Source organism: Lysobacter sp. cf310 (assembly GCF_900114355.1).
Taxonomy (GTDB): Bacteria; Pseudomonadota; Gammaproteobacteria; order Xanthomonadales; family Xanthomonadaceae; genus Lysobacter.
In genome coordinates this window covers 498,292-516,997 of record NZ_FOSS01000002.1, presented here as the reverse complement: position 1 = coordinate 516,997, position 18,706 = coordinate 498,292, and the positions used below count along the sequence as shown (strand labels likewise).

Below are 18,706 nucleotides of genomic sequence, written 5' to 3'. Positions count from 1 at the left end.
GGCCGGGATGGGGAATTCGGGATTCGGGCTTGGTTAACGTCCGGATCTGCGTCGCGCGGGCGGAACCGGCCGCCCGGCCTTACAATGCCGACATGAATTCCGACGCTCCCTTGCCCTGCGCCCATCCCGGTTTCGGCCCCTTGCCGCGTCGCCTGACCCGCAGCGTCCGCATCGGCGCGGTCGAGGTCGGCGGCGGCGCGCCGGTGGTGGTGCAGTCGATGACCAACACCGACACCGCCGACGTCGCCTCCACCACCAAGCAGGTCGCCGAGCTGTGGCGCGCCGGCTCGGAACTGGTGCGGGTCACGGTCAACACCGTCGAAGCCGCCGCGGCGGTGCCGCGCATCGTCGACAAGCTGGCGATGATGGGCATCGAGGTGCCGATCATCGGCGACTTCCACTACAACGGCCATCAACTGCTCACCGCCGAGCCGGCCTGCGCCGAGGCCCTGGGCAAGTACCGCATCAACCCCGGCAACGTCGGCTTCGGCAAGAAGAAGGACAGCCAGTTCGCGACCCTGATCGAGTTCGCGATCAAGTACGGCAAGCCGGTGCGCATCGGCGCCAACTGGGGCTCGCTGGACCAGGCCCTGGCGGCGACCCTGATGGACGAGAACCACGCCCGCGCCGAACCCTGGGACGCCGGCCGGGTGCTGCGCGAAGCCTTGATCCGCTCGGCCCTGGACTCGGCCCAGCGCGCGGTCGAGATCGGCCTGCCGGCCGATCGCATCGTGCTCAGCGCCAAGGTCAGCGGCGTGCAGGAGCTGATCGCGGTCTATCGCGAGCTCGCCAACCGCGGCGATTTCGCCCTGCATCTGGGCCTGACCGAGGCCGGCATCGGCAGCAAGGGCATCGTCGCCTCCAGCGCCGCGCTGGGCGTGCTGCTGCAGGAAGGCATCGGCGACACCATCCGCATTTCGCTCACGCCCGAGCCCGGCCAGTCGCGCAACAACGAAGTCATCGTCGCCCAGGAACTGCTGCAGACCATGGGCCTGCGCGCGTTCACCCCGATGGTCACCGCCTGCCCGGGCTGCGGCCGCACCACCAGCACCTTCTTCCAGGAACTCGCGCAGAAGGTGCAGGAGCATGTGCGCACCAAGATGCCGGAGTGGAAGATCAGCCACCCGGGCGCGGAGAACCTGACCCTGGCGGTGATGGGCTGCGTGGTCAACGGCCCCGGCGAATCGCGCCATGCCAACATCGGCATCTCGCTGCCGGGTACGGGCGAAGCGCCGTCGGCGCCAGTGTTCGAGGATGGCGAGAAGACCGTGACCCTGCGCGGCGAGCGCATCGCCGACGAATTCGTCGACCTCATCGACCGTTACGTCGAACGCAACTATGGCGCTAGCGCAGCGGGTGCCTGATCCCGCCGGCGACGACGCGGCGCTGAAGCAGGAAGCGCGCTTCGGCGTCGCCTTCCTGCGCCGCCACGGCCTGCGCCTGCTGCTGGTGTTCGCCGGCCTGCTGTTGCCGCTGTGGGCCTTCGCCGAGTTGGCCGACGAGATCCACGAGCAGGACACGATCCCGTTCGACGAGCCCATCCTGCAGTTCGCGCACTCCTTGGCGCGCGAAGGGTTCGACCGCTTCTTCGTCGCGATCAGCAAGGTGGGCTACCTCTACGGCGTGGTCCCCTTCGATATCGCGTTCGTGCTGGCGCTGAGCCTGCTGCGCCGTTTCCGCGAGGCCACCTACGCTGCGATCGCGCTGGGCGGCTCGGCCCTGCTCAACATCGCCGCCAAGCAGGCGTTCGCGCGCGACCGGCCGTCGCTGTGGGAATCGATCGCGCCCGAGCACAACTACAGCTTCCCCAGCGGCCACGCCATGGGCTCGGCGACCCTGGCCTGCGTGCTGACCTTGCTGGTCTGGCGCACGCGCTGGCGCTGGCCGGTGGCGCTGCTCATGGCCGCCTTCGTGCTGCTGGTCGGCCTGTCGCGGGTCTACCTGGGTGTGCATTACCCCTCCGACATCCTGGCCGGCTGGGCGGTGGCCACGGCCTGGGCGGTGGCGGTGTATCTGCTGGCGTTCCGGGGCGGGGTGGGGCCGTGGCGGCGGACGCAATCAGCAAGTTAGGTGTCGCCGCTATGCCTTGCGCGGAAGTGTGACGGCCTTCAAAATTATCAATAGCTTACGTCGGTCATAGGATCGCGCTGCTGCGCGAGTGGCCGGCGGCTTTGCGGTGAGGGGACCGCTTTCCATGTCGAACGAAACTGCCGCCCGAGCACCGCTGGGGCCGATCCTGCTGTTGTCCGCCGTCGCCGGTTTGCTGCTGCTGCAAGCGGGCGTACTGATATCCGGCAGCTTCGCCGAGCCCACTACGGGAGGCAGTTTGCCGCCGACCGCCTTGTTCGCCAGCGATCCCGAGTCGGACCGTGTGTCGGCCATCGGCGCGGAGTTCCGGGTCGACGAGACCGGCGCAGCGACCTACACCGTGCCCTTGTACTCGGCACCGGGTACCGCCGGTGTCGCGCCGAAGATGAGTCTGAATTACTCCAGCCAAGCCGGTAACGGGGCGCTGGGGAAGGGCTGGTCGATCGGGGGCCTGTCTTCGATCTCGCGCTGCCGCGCCACGCGCGAGGCCGGCGACTTCATCGAGAACGGTCAGCCGGTGGACGGCAGCCCGCCGCCGGTCAATTTCTCCGATTCGGATCGCTACTGCCTCGACGGCCAGCGCCTGGTCGCCTATGCCGGCACCAACGACGCCTGCCCCAGCGTCGCCGGTTTCACCGTGTCCGGCTTCCGCACCGAGTTGGAGTCCTTCCAGCGCGTGTGCGCCTACGCAGACGGCGGCGCCAACGGCCCGTCCTTCTTCACCGTCGAGCGTAAGGACGGTTCGACGTCCTGGTACGGCGATCGCGACAACAGCGGCAGCGCCAATCGCGCGGACGGTTACGTCAACAGCAACGCGCCGGGCAAGGAAGCGATGGCCCTGACCTGGGCGCAGACGCGTTTCCAGGATTCCACCGGCAACTATATCGACTACGTCTATCACGAGGGGCTGGACGGCGGCGTCGGCGAGCACCTGATCCATAAGGTGCGCTACACCGGCAAGACCGCCTTGGCGGGCCAGTCCGCTCCGGCCTCGGCGCCTTATGCCGAGATCGTCTTCAACTACAGCGCGGCGCCCGCCTACAAGGCTTACATCGCCGGCGGCTACACCCAGCTGGCGCACCGTCTGGACAGCATCACCTCGACGGTCGACGACGACTACAACGGCAGCTACGCCACGGTGCGTCACTACGCGTTGACCTACGCCTACGGCAGCGCCGCCCAGACCTTGACCCAGCTGCGCGAGTGCAATGACAGCGCCCAGCAGATCTGCGCGGCGCCGACCAGCTTCAACTGGAGCCAGAGCTACACCGACAGCCGCGGCTTCTTCGAAACCCAGGAGTCCTCCGGCTCCATTCCCAACGGCAGCCTGATCAAGTTCGAGGGCCTGAAGTTCGGCGACATCGACGGCGACGGGCGCCAGGACCTGGTCTGGATCAAGGACGGTCAAACCGGCGAAGCTTGCGGCACCGAAAGCATCTACGTGGCCTTCAGTCGCCAGGACCCCAGCGGCAAGCCTTACTTCACCGTGGGCAATCCGGTGCTGTGCAGCCCGTATGAGCTGAGCTGGGAGGAGTACGAGGGCGACGCCAGCTGGTTCCTGCTCGACTACGACGACGACGGCCGCGACGATCTGTTCCTGAGCGGCACGCCGAACTGGGTGGGCTATCGCTCCAACGGCGACTACAGCCAGCCGTTCCAGACCGGCGTGAACCTGCTCGCCGAACTGGCCCAACCGGTTCCGGGCGCGGGTTCGGTCAAGAATGCCGAACCGCAGCATGCCGACGTCAACGGCGACGGCCTAATCGACCTGATCTATCCGCGTGCGGGCAGCATGTATGTACGCGTGATGGAGCGCGGCGGCAGCTACGGCTATCGCTGGGGCAATGAGCGTTTGCTGTCGCTGCTGGATGCGCAGGGCAACGGCTATGCGGTCTACGGGCTGTATCGCAAGAGCAATTACCAGCAGCTCAACGATTTCAACGCCGACTCGCGTTCGGATCTGCTGATCGAGGTGAGTGCCGGGTGTAGCGGTGGCGGTGGCCCCGGCGGACCGGGCCCTGGGCCTGGCGATCCGCCGACGCATCCGAACAGTGAGCCGGTGGCCCTGAGCAACGCCACTCAAGCGGTGGTAACGGGGTGCGCGACGATGGCGCCGTTCACCGTCGAGCAAATCACGGCGAATAGCGTCAGCGCCAGGATTTACGGCGGCTTCCAGTTCTCGACCAGCGAGGCGATGAGCTTCGCCGACATCAACGGCGATGGGCTGACCGATTACATCGTGCACGGCAAATCGACCGGTGTTCCCGGCTTCGGCATCAATACCGGCACCGGCTTCGTCAACGGTGGCCCCATCGACAGCGGCATTCTCACCTCGCAGTTGCAGGTGGCCGACATCAATGCCGACGGCCGCGCGGACATCGTGTACCCACGCAGCGACGCGCAGCAGTTCGTGGTGCGTTACGGCGACCCCGCGGGCGCGTTCTCGCCCGCCGTGGCGCTGCCCAACGTGCTGACCGGTTGCGGCGATACGATGTGCCTGCCGCGTCATAGCTATTTATTCGGCGACTACGACGGCGACGGCAACGTCGACTATATGCGCGTGCGCTGGGACGACTCGACTTCGCCGATCTATTTCTCGCGCCCTGGTCCGACCAACCGTTTCATTCCGCGCGACGTCATTACCCGCTTCACCAACGGCCTCGGCGCGGAAACCGATGTCGGCTATGCGCCGCTGATCAACAAGGATCTGTATCGGCCGGCCGTGGGCACGCGCAACGCCGCCGTGTGGGGGCGCGGATCGCCCGTGCGCGACGTGTTGGGCCCGGCCTATGTGGTCTGGCGCGCGGCCAGCAGCGCGCCCAAGTCGGGCGCGCCCGAGGCCAAGGCCACCTTGTACTACCGCTATTCCGGCGCGCTGATGCAGGCCGGCGGCCGCGGCTATCTGGGCTTCGGCGCCATCGACACCATCGATGTGAACCACGCCAGCGGCTACGTCGTCACCAGCAACACGTATCAGCAGAACTTCCCGTTCATCGGCATGCCGCAGCGCACCGTCAAGTCCGCGGTGGCCGACCAGGCGTATGCGGTGCCGGCGTGCCTGACGGGTCCGGTCACCGACGCCTGCTTCGTGCCGCGTGGGCAAGGCTTGCCGTCGTTGGGCGGCAGCTGGTTCTCGGACCAGACGCAGGCGTGGTGGATGACCGGCGCCGGATTCCAGGCGGGCGTGCAGGCGCCGATCCATGTCGCCACCTTCGGCACCGAGGAAAAGCTGCGCGACCCGTTCACCGGTATGCAGACCGGCCGTACCACCACGGCGTTCCACTACGCCGACTACGGCAGCGTGGCCCGGTCGGATGTGACTACCTACACGCTCAGCGAAACCAATCCCACTTCCACGGTCGTCAACAACAATAGCTATGCCGACGATCCGGTGCGGTGGCGCTTGGGCCGTTTGAACGTGAGCTGGGTCGAGCACGCGCGTCCGGGCAAGCCCAATGTGGTCAGGCTCACCACGTTCGGCTACTCCATGACAGGCCCTGTCACCGGCCTGTTGACCGAGGAGCGGACCCAGTACATCGGTACGGCCGATCAGGACCTGCGCAAGCTGTACTACTACGACGATTACGGCAACAAGGGACTGAGCGTAACCTGCGCCGGAGTGTCGTCGTCGATCTGTAGCACGACACCGAACTTCCGCTCGACCGATCCGCATGAGGTCGTGCGGTACAGCAAAGTCACCTACGATAGCCGCGGTCGTTTCCCTATTCAGACGTCAGAACCGTTCTACAACGGCTCCACGCAGGTTGAGCGCGGCACGCTGACCGTGTTGGGGCGTAACCGCTATGGCGCCGTAGTCGAAGCGATAGACGTCAACGGAGTGCGCACAGTCGCCGAAAGCGGCGCGCTGGGTCGCGACTATGCGACCTGGAACCAGACTTCGCCAATGTCGACGCCGGGCAGCGGCGGCGCTTACGGCTATACGCGCTATCGCTGGTGCGGGACAGGCTCGGGTGCGGTGAGCTGTCCGATCGGCGCGCGTTTCCGCCAGGAGGTCAGCGGGACTGCGGCTCCCTCTTCGTGGACCTACTTCGACGTACTGGGCCGGCCGGTGATGAAGGCCAGCGAGACCTTCAATGTCGGCGTATCCGGCAAGGACGTCTCGGCGGTATGTACGGAATACGAAGCCACGGGCAAGCCGGTTCGTACCTCCAATCCGTTCTTCCTGGGCGGAACCGTGGGCAGCGGCGGCCCCGCGGTGTCGGCGGATGTCTGTTCGGCCGGCCGCGATTGGACCACCACGATTTACGATCTGCTGGGGCGCCCGCGCTTCGTTACCGCGCCGGACGGCGCAACCGCACAGAACTACTACTCCGGTCCCTGGACGGTCGCGGTCGATCCGCGCGGCAACCAGATGACCACCACGCGCAATGGTTTGGGCGAGGTGGTCACGGTTACCGATCCCAACCACAAGGGCTTGGCCAACTACTACAACGCGGACGGTACGGTCAGCAACGTAAACCGCGATGCCGGTCGCGGCGCGGTGGTCAACTACTTCCAATACGACGTGCTCGGCCGCAAGGTACAGCAGACCGACCCCGATGCGGGCGAAACCACCTACCAATACAACGCTGCCGGCGAGGTAGTCGTCGAGCAGGACGCGGCGGGCAATCGTACCGAGAACCTGTACGACGCTCGCGGCCGCGTCTGGCGCAAGACCGTGCGCCTGGCGAACGGCAACATCGAATCGCAGTCCACCTACAACTACGACACCGCGACGAACGGCGCCGGCAAGCTGGCCAGCGAGACGGTGACAGGGGCCTACGCGCAGTGGGCGGCCGGCGGTGGGACCGGGGGCGGGCCGCAGCTGAGCTTCAGCCGCAACTATCAGTACGACGTCATGGGGCGCGTCAAGCGGGTGGAGACCGTGATCGACGGCGCCACCTATGTCGCCCAAACCGAGTACGACGAGCTAGGTCGCCCGTGGCTGTCGCAAGACGCCTCCGGCCGCTGGAGCAAGGTGGAGTTCAATACCCGCGGCATGCCCAGCGCGACCTGCGATGTGGGCCTGAACCCGGAAGGCACCCAGGCCGGCTGCCCCTCGGACGCCAACACGGTCTCGCGCACGCTGGAAACCGATGCCTGGGGCAACGCCATCAGCGAGCGCCGCGGCAACTCGGCGACTATGGACGTGAAGCGTTCGTATTCGACGTTGACGGGGCGGCTGGAATCGCTGTGCGCCGGCAACGCGAGTACCTGCAATCTGATGAAGGAGCTGTACGCCTGGGACGCGGCGGGCAATCTGCATACACAGCAGAAAGAAAACCGCTATCTGGAAACCTTCACCTACGACAGTCTGAATCGTCTGGTCGAAGGCCGACAGGCGATGCGCGACGGCGTGACGGTGGACCTGGTCACCCAGCGTTTCGCCTACGACCTGATCGGCAATGTCTGCCGCAAGGACGATCGTACCTACCGCTATGACGGCAACGCCGGCTGCGGTGCGGGTGGTTTGGAGGGCAACGGCAGCGCCAGCACCAGCGGCCCGCATCGGGTCGCCGAAACCGTGCTGGATGGCGGCGGCAGCGTTTTCTATTACTACGACGCGCGCGGCAATCAGACCGTCCGCGACGAGCCGGGCACCGCCAACGACCGTACGGCCTACTACAGCGCGGACGATCTGGCTTACGAGATCTCGTTGGGTAATGGCACGCGCACCCGTTTCTGGTACGGCAGCGATGGCCAGCGCTACAAACGCGAGGATGGCGGCAAGACCACGCTGTACCTGGGTAACGTGGAGATCGTGACCGATCTGGGCGTGACCACGATCAAGCGCACCCTGGGCGGCGTCCTGTTGCAGCAGATCGTCGGCACCTCGGTCACTAAGCGCTTCCTATTCCACGACCGCTTGGGCAGCCTGGTCCGCACGGCCACCGAATCGGGCGCCGTATTCAACAACATGGACTTCGCGGCCTACGGCGCGCGTCGCAGCCACCTGACCGGCACTGGCAGCGGTGCCGCGCCCAGCCTGACCACGCGCGGCTTCACCGGCCACGAGCATGTCGACGCTGTCGGCGTGATCCATATGAACGGCCGCATCTTCGATCCCGCTCTGGGGCGATTCCTGCAAGTCGATCCGTTTATCCAGGACCCGGCCAATCCGCAGAGCTGGAACGCGTACACCTACGTGTTCAACAACCCGCTGCGCTATACCGACCCCAGTGGCATGCTGGGGGTGGAAGAGAGGCAGTGGTTGGGGGCGATCGTGATGATCGTGGCCGCCGCGACAGGGCAGGCCTATGGGATCGAGGGTGGCGCCGCACTAGCCTTCTATGCGGCGGCTGGATTCGTGTCCGGAGCCGTTGCCACCCAGAGCCTTCGCGGAGGTGTGCTCGGTGCAATGACTAGTCTCATGACTACGGGCATGGGAATCGCTATGCAGGGTGCCAATCCGCTGGTGCGCGCCGGCATGATGGCATTGACTGGCGGTGTGATGGCGCGACTGCAGGGCGGCGATTTTGGCAGCGCCTTCTTGTCGGCAGGATTGACTGCGGGATTCATGCCGCATGTCGCGGATATTGGAAATGACCTCGGTCGTGCGCTAACGGGCGCGCTGCTGGGCGGCACGATTTCCGAGCTAACGGGTGGAAAGTTCGCAAACGGAGCCGTGACTGGTGCTATACAGGCTGCGCTGGCTGGTGGTTTGCAGCGTCGTGGATTTGCTTCCGACACCTATGATGAAAAAACGGATCTCCGTGATGTGCCTAACGATCACCTGAGGAAGCTAATGGCTTCAACTGATCCAAATGATCGAGTCACCGCAGCTAGGGCCGCTGCTCGTCACTTTGGTATAAAGGATGCAGGTGTTACATATGGATACAATGCTCATCCAAACGCGCATGCCGGCACGATGTCGGTGAATGGTGAGATGATCCTGGGTAGGAAGGCGTTCACTTCATGGGCGCGACTTGGGAGTACGGTCGGTCATGAAATTGAGATGCATTGGAAGGTTCACTATTTGGGCAGAGGGTGGGATGACGGCCCGCAGAAACTTTGGGCCGGTGAATATGAGGCGTACAAATACAACATCGCGAATGCAGCCCGATTTGGGAATACTGCACAGCATGTGGCGGGTTTTCGCTATCGAATGAACGAAGCGCTTAGTAATTTGAACTCGGCAAATAGAGAGGCGGTTTTAGGGGGGCACTATGATCGAGTCTACTAAGAAGCGCTCAATGTTATTTTTCTCAGCGATGCTTTTGTTCGGCTGCGCGCATGGGCAGGAAGATGGAGTATGCGTGGACGCTGAGGCCGAGACGTTGTATGTCACGGTGACAAATCGAAGTGATTCGGTCATTGCAGTTCCAAGAGATTCGCCGCATATAGGGTGTTGCAACGTTTCTGGATTGGCGATAGCCGTTACTGACGTCAATGGGAGCGAGTTGAAACGGTGCGCTCGATCAGACGATTTCGGTGAGCCTTCGCTTGTCGAGCTTGCTCCTTCTGAGTCGAAACGATATGCGCTGAGCGAAATGACGATTCGTAGTGTTTACTGTAAGGTCGACTTAAGGAGGCATTTCATTACGGCAACATTCTCTGTTGGTGGAAAGTCGCTGCCTCTTTTGCCTATTGCGAGCCCCGTCGGCTTCTGTTCGAAGGGTTAAGGAGCTTCTCAGTTGTATTGTCCTTCGATTGGGGCGCAAGGTGAAACAAGGATGAAACAAGGACACCCATAGATCAGCGGGCGAGGGAGTGAGATTCCTACAGGTCCGACAGCGGTGTGGCGACTCCTGAGGCTACCGCCGTTGTAGTACCTCCGGCCGCTGGAGCAAGGTGGAGTTCAGTACGCGCGGTATGCCCGCTACAGCCTGGACGGTCTGGCCTACGAGATCGCGTTGGGCAATGGAGGGCGTACGGGCTTCTGGCATGGGAAATCCGGGTCAGGATGGGCCTAGAAGGGGCGCTCTGCCGCGTTTCACTTACTTCGTCTTTTGCAGCCTGCCGCGTGTGTACGGGGCTGCGTTACCTGGCCGACCTCCGGGTCGGCGGACCGGTGGCGACCCGGCCCGGGGGCGATGCATCTGCTGGCGCTCGAGGCGGGCCCTGGTGGGCGACGGATCAGCGGGTCTGATCCGGGCGCGTCGTCGGCGCATGAGGCAGTCTTAAGCCCTGCGCTTTCGGACTTTCCTGCACCGACATAACCGGCTTTGCTCCGGCCGGCACCGCACAGGTGTCTGAATCTGGTGCTCAGGCACATGCCCACTGGGCGATTTTGTGCATAGCATGTGCCTGACGAGGTAGGGCGATCTGTATCGGCGCCCGTTATCGATCAGGTCGGCGCCTGGGGAAGCGCCGGCCGGCGCCTCTGGCGGTTCGTGCTCCTGCGGCCGGTCGGGCCTCGCTCAATACCACTCTCCCATCTGGGCCACCGGTTCGGCGTAACGCCGTCGGTGGGCGTATGCATTGCGGAACTCGCATTAGGGGACGTTGCACATGTCGACAAGAATCAACCGATGGACGATCGGGCTCGCGCTGGGTGCGCTGGCCGCGATCGCCGGCGCCACCGTCATGCTCGGCGGCGGCGTATCCGATGCCGGCGCGCCGATCGGCGGTGCGCCGCCGGCCAGCGCCGGCGCCAATAACAATCTGCCGGAGCAGCAGGTCCGCAAGTACATCGTGGTCTACCGCGAGGCGCCGCTGGCGACCTACCGCGGCGAGGTCCAGGGTTTGCCGGCGCCTGAGCGCATGGTGGGCGAGCCCGGCGTGCCGCAGATGGCGCGCGCCGCCGCGACCGTGGCCGGCGAAGGCCGCGTCGATGTGCGCAGCTCGCGCGCCCGCGCCTACGTGCGTCACCTCGAAGGCGCGCAGCGCCAGCACGAGGCCGGCATCGCCGCCGCGATCGGCCGCCCGCTGCGGATCGAGCGCCGCATGCAGCATGCGCTCAACGCGGTGGTCACCGACCTGAGCGAGGCCGAGGCGCAGCAGGTGCAGCGTCTGTCCGAGGTTCAGTTCGTCGAGGAATACCGCGAGTACGAGCAGGACACCGACGTCGGTCCGGCCCTGATCGGCGCGCCCGAGCTGTGGAATTCGCCGACCAGTCCGGTCAAGGGCGAGGGCGTGGTGGTCGGCATCATCGATTCGGGCATCAACTTCGGCAGCCCCTCGTTCGCGGCCACCGATGAGCAGGGCTACACCCACGTCAATCCGCTCGGCGCCGGCACCTACCTGGGCACCTGCGCGGCCGGCGGCGTCGATGCGGGTCGCTGCAACGACAAGCTGATCGGCGGTTACGACTTCGTGTGCGCGGCGCCGGGCAACACTTGCGGCGCGCCCAACATCCGCGAGGAGCCGGGCTTCGGCGACACCAACAGCCATGGCAGCCATACCGCCGCGACCACGGCGGGCAACTTCCGCACCGTGAACTTCAAGGGCCGCAACAGCCTGATCTCGGGCGTCGCGCCGCACGCCAACATCATCGCCTACGACGTGTGCTACACGAACACGGCGACCGGTCGCGGCCTGTGCCCGAACACCTCGTCGGCCGCCGCGGTCGACCAGGCGGTCGCCGACGGCATCGTCGACGTGCTGAACTTCTCGATCGGCGGCGGCGAAAGCCCGTGGAGCGATTCGGTCTCGCTGGCCTTCCTCAACGCGGTCAACGCCGGCATCTACGTCGCCACCTCGGCCGGCAACAGCGGCCCCGGCCCCAACACCATGGGCCACCTCGAGCCCTGGACCGGTTCGACCGCGGCGGCGCAACACGGCCGCCAGGATTTCAATCCGGTCATGCAGGTCACCGGCCCCGGCGTCGTGCCGGCCGCGCTGAGCGCGATCGTGCTCAACGAGGGCACCGGTGGCGTCGCGTTCACCGCTGCGATCGCGCCGACCACGCCGCTGCGCGTGAGCCCGGGCATCGACACCGCCGACGACGGCTGCGCCGCGTATCCGGCCGGCACCTTCACCGGCGCGATCGCGGTGATCCGCCGCGGTACCTGTTCGTTCACGATCAAGTCGGGTAATGCGGCCACCGCCGGCGCGGTGGCCGTGGTGATCGCCAACAACGCCGCCGGCGGTCTGATCCCGACCATGACCGGCGCGACCATCCCCGGCTTCGCGATGCTGCAGACCGACGCCAATGCGGTGCGCGATTTCCTGGCCGGCAATCCCGGCACCGCCGGCATCAGCGTGCTGCCGATCCCGAACACGCCCGACGTGCTCGCCGATTTCAGCTCGCGCGGCCCGGCCGGTACCTTCGATCTGCTCAAGCCCGACGTCACCGCGCCCGGCGTCAACATCCTGGCCGTGGTCGCGGGTACCGCCATCAGCGGCTCCGAGAATGCGGTCGGTCTGATGAGCGGTACCTCGATGGCGTCGCCGCACCACGCCGGCGCCGCCGGTCTGCTGCGTCAGGCGCGTCCGACCTGGACGGTGCCGGAGGTGAAGTCGGCGCTGGTGATGACCGCCGAGCAGCAGGTGTTCAAGGAAGATTCGATCACGCCCGCGACGCCGTTCGATCGCGGCGGCGGCCGTCTGCGCGTCGACCTCGCGCTGCGCGCCGGTCTGGTGCTCAACGAAACTCGCGCCAACTACCTGGCCGCGAATCCGGCCAGCGGCGGCGACGTCGCCAACCTCAACCAGCCCAGCCTGGCCAAGGCGCGCTGCGTCGAGCGCTGCGTGTTCACGCGTACCTTCCGCAACACCCAGACGGTGCGCCAGGGTTGGACGGTGAAGCTGACCGGTCTCAGCGGCACGATCACGCCGGCGCTGTTCACGCTCAATCCGGGCGAGAGCAAGGCCGTCAAGGTCACGGTCAACAGCTATCAGTTGCCGGCCGACGGTTCCTGGAACTTCGGCACCCTGGTGCTGACCCCGACCTCGATCGGCACGCTCGACCAGCCGACCCTGCGCCTGCCCGTGGCGGTGTCGGTGCCGCCGCCGGTGATCGCACTCAACCCGCTGCAGATCGCGGCGACCTTGCCCGTGGGCGGTACCGGCTTCGCCAACTTCCGCATCGACAACCTCGGCGGTTCGCGTCTGGATTACACGATCGACAACACCGGGCAGGGCCTGCGCACCTTGCTGGACGCGCCGCGCGGCGCGGTCAGCAGCGGCTTCCGCGCCACCACCTACACGGATCCGGCGACCGCCGGTTCGGCGGCGCAGTTCAGCGCCGACGACTTCACCGTGACCGAGGCCACGCGCATCGTCACGCTGTTCACGGAAGGCTTCGTGTCCAGCAATCAGCCGCTGGCGACCACCGCGACCAGCCTGACCTGGACCCTGTTCCGCGACAGCGGCGGCAATCCGGAAGGCAATCCGCAAGCGTCGCCGGGCGTGGCCGTGTGGAGCTACACCGCCGCACCGACCGCCGCCGGCGTGACCATCACCGGCGCCAACATCGGCCTCAACCTGACTGCCGCCGGCCAGAACGTGGACCTGCTGCCGGGCCGTTACTGGCTGGTGGTGAGTGCGCGTTCCAGCTTCGCCAACCGTTGGGTGTGGTTCGCTTCCAACACCGGCGATAACGTGTTCCGCACCATCACGGTGACCACCGCCGGCGCCGGCGCCTGGACCGCGGCCACCGGTTTCGCAGGCCTGGCCTGGAACGTGGGCGCGTCCAACGCCTGCGGCGCGCCGTGGATCGGCGCACCGGTGAGCGCGATGGGACGCGTGAACCCGGGCGCGGTGGGCAACAACGCCCAAGTGCAGCTCAACGCAGCCGGCCTGAGCGCGGGCACGCACGTGGGCTACATCTGCGTGGCGAGCAACGACCCGGTCAAGCCCAAGGTCGCCGCGCGCGTAACGCTGACGGTCACGCCGTAACGTTGGCTCGCTAACTTCGCCGGGCCCGGCAACGGGCCCGGCGATTTCTCAGATACCGGTACGGGCCGCGTTGCACGGCCCATCCAATCGATTCCTTAGGGGGAACGCAATGAAGCAGATGCACTCCACGCTCCTGTCGTCCGCGCTGTTGCTCGCGCTGGCCCTGCCCGCCACCGCGATGGCCGGCGAACCCTGCCTGCTCGACGACGGCCTGGGCGGCACCACCACCGGCGGCGCGACCGCGGCCGGCGGCGGCGCCACCGCCTGCGGCAGCGGCGCGACCGCCAGCGGCGACGGCAGCACCGCGGTAGGCGCGGCCAGCACCGCCAGCGGCACCGGCAGCACCGCGGTCGGCGCCGACAGCAATGCCGGCGGCGATCAGAGCACCGCGGTGGGCCAGGGCGCGCAGGCCGGCGGTTTCGGCGCCACCGCCTCCGGCAGCGGCAGCAACGCCAGCGGCGAATTCGCCACCGCCACCGGCACCGCCAGCGAGGCGACCGGCCAGTTCAGCAGCGCCAGCGGCGCCGGCGCGCGCGCGACCAACGACAACGCCACCGCCACCGGCGCCTTCAGCGAAGCCAGCGGCCTGGGCAGCACCGCGCACGGCTACAACGCCATCGCCAGCGGCGAACTCAGCAGCGCCAGCGGCAGCGGTTCGGTCGCCTCGGGCGACGCCAGCACCGCCAACGGCGCGGGCTCCACCGCCAGCGGCAAGGGCAGCACCGCGACCGGCGCGCACAGCGTCGCCAGCGCCGACGGCGCCACCGCCAACGGCGGCTGGGTCGACAAGGACGGCGACGGCGTGGTCGATCCGGACGAGGTCACCACCGCCAGCGGCCTGGAATCCAGCGCCTACGGCGGCGGCGCGCAAGCGACGGCCGACCAGTCCAGCGCCTTCGGCGGTCGCAGCGTGGCCAGCGGCATCGGCAGCAGCGCGTTCGGCTACGGCGCGCAGGCGACCGTGCAGAACGCGACCGCTATCGGCCAGGGCAGCAACGCCAGCGCGACCAATAGCGTCGCCCTGGGCGCGGGCTCCAACGCCAACCGCGCCAACACCGTTTCGGTCGGCGATACCGGCAACGAACGCCAGATCACCAACGTCGCCGCCGGCACCCAGGGCACCGACGCGGTCAATCTGACCCAGTTGCAGGACGGCAACGCGGCGACCTTGAACGCGGCCAACACCTACACCGATACCGTCGCGGCCAACACCTTGAACGCCGCCAACACCTATACCGACACGGTGGCGGCCAACACCCTCAACAGCGCCAACACCTACACCGACACGGTGGCGGCCGGCACGCTGGCCAGCGCCAACAGCTACACCGACTCGCGCGTAACCAGCAACAACGCGGTGGTGCTGAACCAGGCCAACGCGCACGCCGACGCCGGCGACGCGGCCACGCTCAACTCGGCCAACGCGCATGCCGACGCCGGCGACGTGGCCACGCTGCGCAGCGCCAACACCTACACCGACACCCGCTTCGCCCAGGCGATCGCGGCGCCGATGGTGGCGATCGACGACCTGCGCAGCGACATGCAGTGGGGCTTCGACCGCACCGATCGCCGCATCGATCGCGCCGGCGCGATGACCGCGGCGATGGTGCAGATGGCGACCTCGGCCGCGGGCATCCACACCAAGAACCGCGTCGCGGTCGGTGCGGGCTTCCAGAACGGCGAGCAGGCCCTGTCGATCGGTTACCAGCGCGCGATCAGCGAGCGCGCCACGGTGACTTTCGGCGGCGCTTTCAGCAGCTCGGAGAGCTCGGCGGGCGTGGGTGTGGGTTTCGGTTGGTAAAGCTTCCCTGGGAATGTGCGACACATTGACGGCGCCTCCGGGCGCCGTTTTTTTTGGCGATGCGGGTCGCCGCGCAAGCGACGTGTTGAGCTGGTATTGCCGTCGCACGGCATACGACGCGGTTGCGGGCGCGCTCAGACGAGGGCCGGCCTGGGGCGCGTGTTGCACCGCGACTTGACGACGCAGCACCCGCGTCACAGTGTTTGCGCGCCGGCGAAGGACTTGGCCGGGATTTGGCGCGACGCGCCAATACAGGGGAAAGGACATGGCCGACAACAGCAATGCGCGCGCCTGGTTCGGCGCGCCGATCGTGATCATCCTGCTTTCGCTCTACGTCTATATCTTCTTCCGCTACGGAGTGACGGCGAACTGCGAAACCGACGAGCCTAACTGCGGTTTCACTCCAGCTATGTCGCAAGCCTTCTCCTGGATCGCAGGGCTGGTATCGGCCTTGGTCATCGCCCAGCTCGCCATCGCCGAGCCGGGCGACGTGCCCTCCTTGCTGGGCGTGCGTTCGCAAACGCCAGGCAGCTGGCAGTCCATCATGCAGTCGTCGATTTCGATCGTCTGCATGCTGGTGTGGACCTCAGTGGGTCTGTACGCCTTCATCCTGGGGCTGGACCGCAATCCGACCCTGCCTAAGGAACTGGTGGCGTACGGCCAGTCCTGGATCGGCCTGGCGATCTCGGCCGGCTACGCCTATCTGGGGATATCCAAGGTCAAGTGAGCGTGCCTCGTAGGATGCGCTGATGGCCGCATCGCTGCGTGCTGGGCTGCTCGCGTGGGGCGATGCGGTGCGCCTTGGGCTTACCGCATCCTACGAGGGGCGTCGCGTTCGGAGCATCGCGCCCGCGACTCTATCGATACGCGCGTTCGCGTTCGGTCTGCAGGCGCTGGCGCAGGTACTCGTCGCGGGTCAGGCCGCCCGGAATCTTGCTCAGCGCCGCCACTTCGGCCACCACCTGCGCCTCGCGCTGCTTGTAGGACTGGAAGCGCGGGTCCTGGCGTTGCTGCGCCAGCCATTGCGCGTTGCGCTGGTCGGCGATGGCGCGGTAGCGCGTCGCCAGCGCTTCGACCTGACGCATCTGTTCGGCCTGGTCGGGCACGGTGGCCTGGATCAGGGCCACACGCAGCAGCATGGTTTCGCCGGCCGACAGTTCGCCGGCGCGCTCGTAGGCGTCGACGTCCTGTTCCAGCGCCTGGGCCTGGCGCGCGCGTTCGGCCGCGCTCAGTGCGGCGGCGTCGCGGAAGTAACGCTGCGCCTCGTCGCGGAAGTGCTGCCGGTCGCGATAGGCGCGCGCTTGCGGCGTGGCCAGCAGCGCGGCTTGCCTGGCTTCGGTCGGGCCAGCCTGCGCGCCCGCGACGGCGGCGACGCTCGCGCGCGCCTCGCGCGAGCGCGCCACCAGCACCGCCGCGGCCAGGGCCGCGACGGCGAGGGCGATCAACAGCAGCTTGGTGCGGCTCATGCGCGTCGCCGCGCCTTAACCCAGCAGCTGGTCGACCAGCCAGTACAGCAGGTTGAACGGCTTGGCGCGGTCGGCCTGGTCGTTGGCTTCGCTGGCGTCCACGACCTTGCCGTTGCCGTCGAGCACGCTGTCGATGAACTGCTTCAACTGCAGGTTCTGCGCCTGCACGTCGCCGTTCTTGAAATCGACGATGGTGGTGCAGTGGCTTTCGTTGAGCGCGCGGTACTGCGGGAAGTAGCCGCCGAAGTTGTCCAGCGTGTTCAAACGCGCGGATAGCCGCTGGGTATCGGCGCCCCACTTGCTGTGGATCAGGGCTTCCTTGGCGGCCTGGTCGGGCGCGGCCTGGATGTCGTCGTGGAAGCGCTCGTAGGAGTACGAGGAGTAGTTGAGGTCCTGCCAGAAGTGGGTCGCGCCGAGGCGGTCGCCGCTGTGCTTATTGGCGAGCGCCGGATACAGCGAGCCCAGTTCGTTGAGGTCCAGCTGCGGCAGGCCGCTGGCCAGATAGGCGAGCGGGCCGTTGGGCGCGTCCAGGCCCCAGGCGCCGCGGATGTGCGCCATCAGCGGCTGCGAGGGATATTGCGCCGGGTCGCCGTTGCGCGGGGTGGGGAAGATCGGGCCGGAATCGTCGATCAGGAAGCCGCGCGTGGGCGCGAGGTCGCGGCGCAGCGGGTCGTAGCTGATCAGACTGCCGGCGCCGCCGGCGCTGCAGCCGGTGCTGAGCATCTGGCCCGGACGCGGCAGGTTGTCCTTCAACCAGGCCACCACCGCGCGCGAATTGCGCAGGCCGTTGTGATGCCAGACCAGCGGCGGGGCCTGGTTGCTGGGGTCGTTGTAGACCGCGACCTTGTCGCCGCCGTAGATGTCGCCCGTGCAATAGGGCACGTAGACCATGTTCCAGTTCTGGGTCTTGACCGCGTCGAAGGGGCTGACCCGGGTCACGAACGGGCTCACCAGGCTGGCGCCGGGATTGAGCAGGCTCATGTAGTCGTCGGGAATGCCGTTGGGGTTGCGCGCGCCGCGGATGCCGCTTTGGCCCGAGCAGCTCGCGTAGTCCCAGCATGCGCCGCCGCCTTCCATGTAGATGATGGTGTTGGTGGTGTTGGGCACGCGGTTGACGAAGATCTTGTACGGCGAGCCGTCGCCGCAGACCGCGCCGGTCTCGGCCGGCAACTGCACGGTCTGCCACTGGTAGTAAGCGCCCGGGCTGAAGCCGTCGGATTTGGCGGCGTCCTTGCTCAGCAGCGGGTACTGACCCTGGCGCTGCGCGGGCTGCACCGGGTTGTTCGCGCGCGGTGGCGAGACCAGGTTGCGCAGGGTCTGGAAGAAACCGTAGTCGCCTTCTTCGGCCAACAGCGGCGGGCTGGCCAGCGCGATCGCGCCTCCCAGCAGGACGACGGCGACGGAACGGGTATTGGCCATGGCCTAGCTCTCCTTTGCGTGCGATGTGTGCGGGCGATGCCCGCGCGACGCGGCGTGCTATCGGTCCCCCCCGGTCCGATGCCGTCGCGGCAGCCCCCTGTCCATACTGCTGCGTCTGGATATCGCCGCGAGCGCGGCACCGTCAATGCGTATC

The 18,706-nt window shown here is 66.9% G+C and carries 8 protein-coding genes; 6 read left to right on the top strand and 2 right to left on the bottom strand.

Annotation, left to right across the window (positions count from 1 at the left end; all coding sequences use genetic code 11):
* Positions 1-92 precede the first annotated feature (92 nt).
* From ispG to BMZ45_RS08870, 6 genes are all read left to right on the top strand, one after another.
* On the top strand, positions 93-1,364 hold the full coding sequence (ispG, locus tag BMZ45_RS08895; RefSeq protein ID WP_091635247.1) for a flavodoxin-dependent (E)-4-hydroxy-3-methylbut-2-enyl-diphosphate synthase: 1,272 nt from the start codon (positions 93-95) through the stop codon (positions 1,362-1,364).
* Between the two features lie 22 nt (positions 1,365-1,386).
* A complete protein-coding gene (locus BMZ45_RS08890) occupies positions 1,387-2,070 on the top strand; it encodes a phosphatase PAP2 family protein (RefSeq protein ID WP_254776609.1) in 684 nt (227 codons plus the stop codon).
* 124 nt (positions 2,071-2,194) lie between these two features.
* On the top strand, positions 2,195-9,271 hold the full coding sequence (locus tag BMZ45_RS08885; protein WP_091635242.1) for an RHS repeat-associated core domain-containing protein: 7,077 nt from the start codon (positions 2,195-2,197) through the stop codon (positions 9,269-9,271).
* Positions 9,272-10,539: 1,268 nt separating this feature from the next.
* Complete coding sequence (locus BMZ45_RS22115) at positions 10,540-13,869, top strand: S8 family serine peptidase (protein WP_091635239.1); 3,330 nt, start codon at positions 10,540-10,542, stop codon at positions 13,867-13,869.
* A gap of 109 nt (positions 13,870-13,978) precedes the next feature.
* Positions 13,979-15,667: a YadA-like family protein gene (locus BMZ45_RS22165; protein ID WP_091635236.1), complete on the top strand. Its 1,689-nt coding sequence runs from the start codon at positions 13,979-13,981 to the stop codon at positions 15,665-15,667.
* A 265-nt stretch (positions 15,668-15,932) separates the two neighbouring features.
* Positions 15,933-16,394, top strand: coding sequence for a hypothetical protein (locus tag BMZ45_RS08870; protein ID WP_056173564.1), 462 nt, complete (start codon positions 15,933-15,935; stop codon positions 16,392-16,394).
* A gap of 130 nt (positions 16,395-16,524) precedes the next feature.
* On the opposite strand, the gene BMZ45_RS08865 is transcribed toward BMZ45_RS08870, so the two are convergent.
* Together BMZ45_RS08865 and BMZ45_RS08860 are read right to left on the bottom strand one after the other, a co-directional pair.
* Complete coding sequence (locus BMZ45_RS08865; protein ID WP_091635234.1) at positions 16,525-17,133, bottom strand: hypothetical protein; 609 nt, start codon at positions 17,131-17,133, stop codon at positions 16,525-16,527.
* Positions 17,134-17,148: 15 nt separating this feature from the next.
* Entirely contained in the window at positions 17,149-18,552 is a 1,404-nt protein-coding gene (locus BMZ45_RS08860; protein WP_091635231.1) for a pectin acetylesterase-family hydrolase, read from the bottom strand.
* Positions 18,553-18,706 lie beyond the last annotated feature (154 nt).

Coding starts and splice junctions, on each gene's coding strand:
- BMZ45_RS08865 (WP_091635234.1), bottom strand. CDS start 17,133: ATGAGCCGCACCAAGCTGCTGTTGATCGCCCTCGCCGTCGCGGCCCTG.
- BMZ45_RS08885 (WP_091635242.1), top strand. CDS start 2,195: ATGTCGAACGAAACTGCCGCCCGAGCACCGCTGGGGCCGATCCTGCTG.
- ispG (WP_091635247.1), top strand. CDS start 93: ATGAATTCCGACGCTCCCTTGCCCTGCGCCCATCCCGGTTTCGGCCCC.
- BMZ45_RS08870 (WP_056173564.1), top strand. CDS start 15,933: ATGGCCGACAACAGCAATGCGCGCGCCTGGTTCGGCGCGCCGATCGTG.
- BMZ45_RS22165 (WP_091635236.1), top strand. CDS start 13,979: ATGAAGCAGATGCACTCCACGCTCCTGTCGTCCGCGCTGTTGCTCGCG.
- BMZ45_RS22115 (WP_091635239.1), top strand. CDS start 10,540: ATGTCGACAAGAATCAACCGATGGACGATCGGGCTCGCGCTGGGTGCG.
- BMZ45_RS08860 (WP_091635231.1), bottom strand. CDS start 18,552: ATGGCCAATACCCGTTCCGTCGCCGTCGTCCTGCTGGGAGGCGCGATC.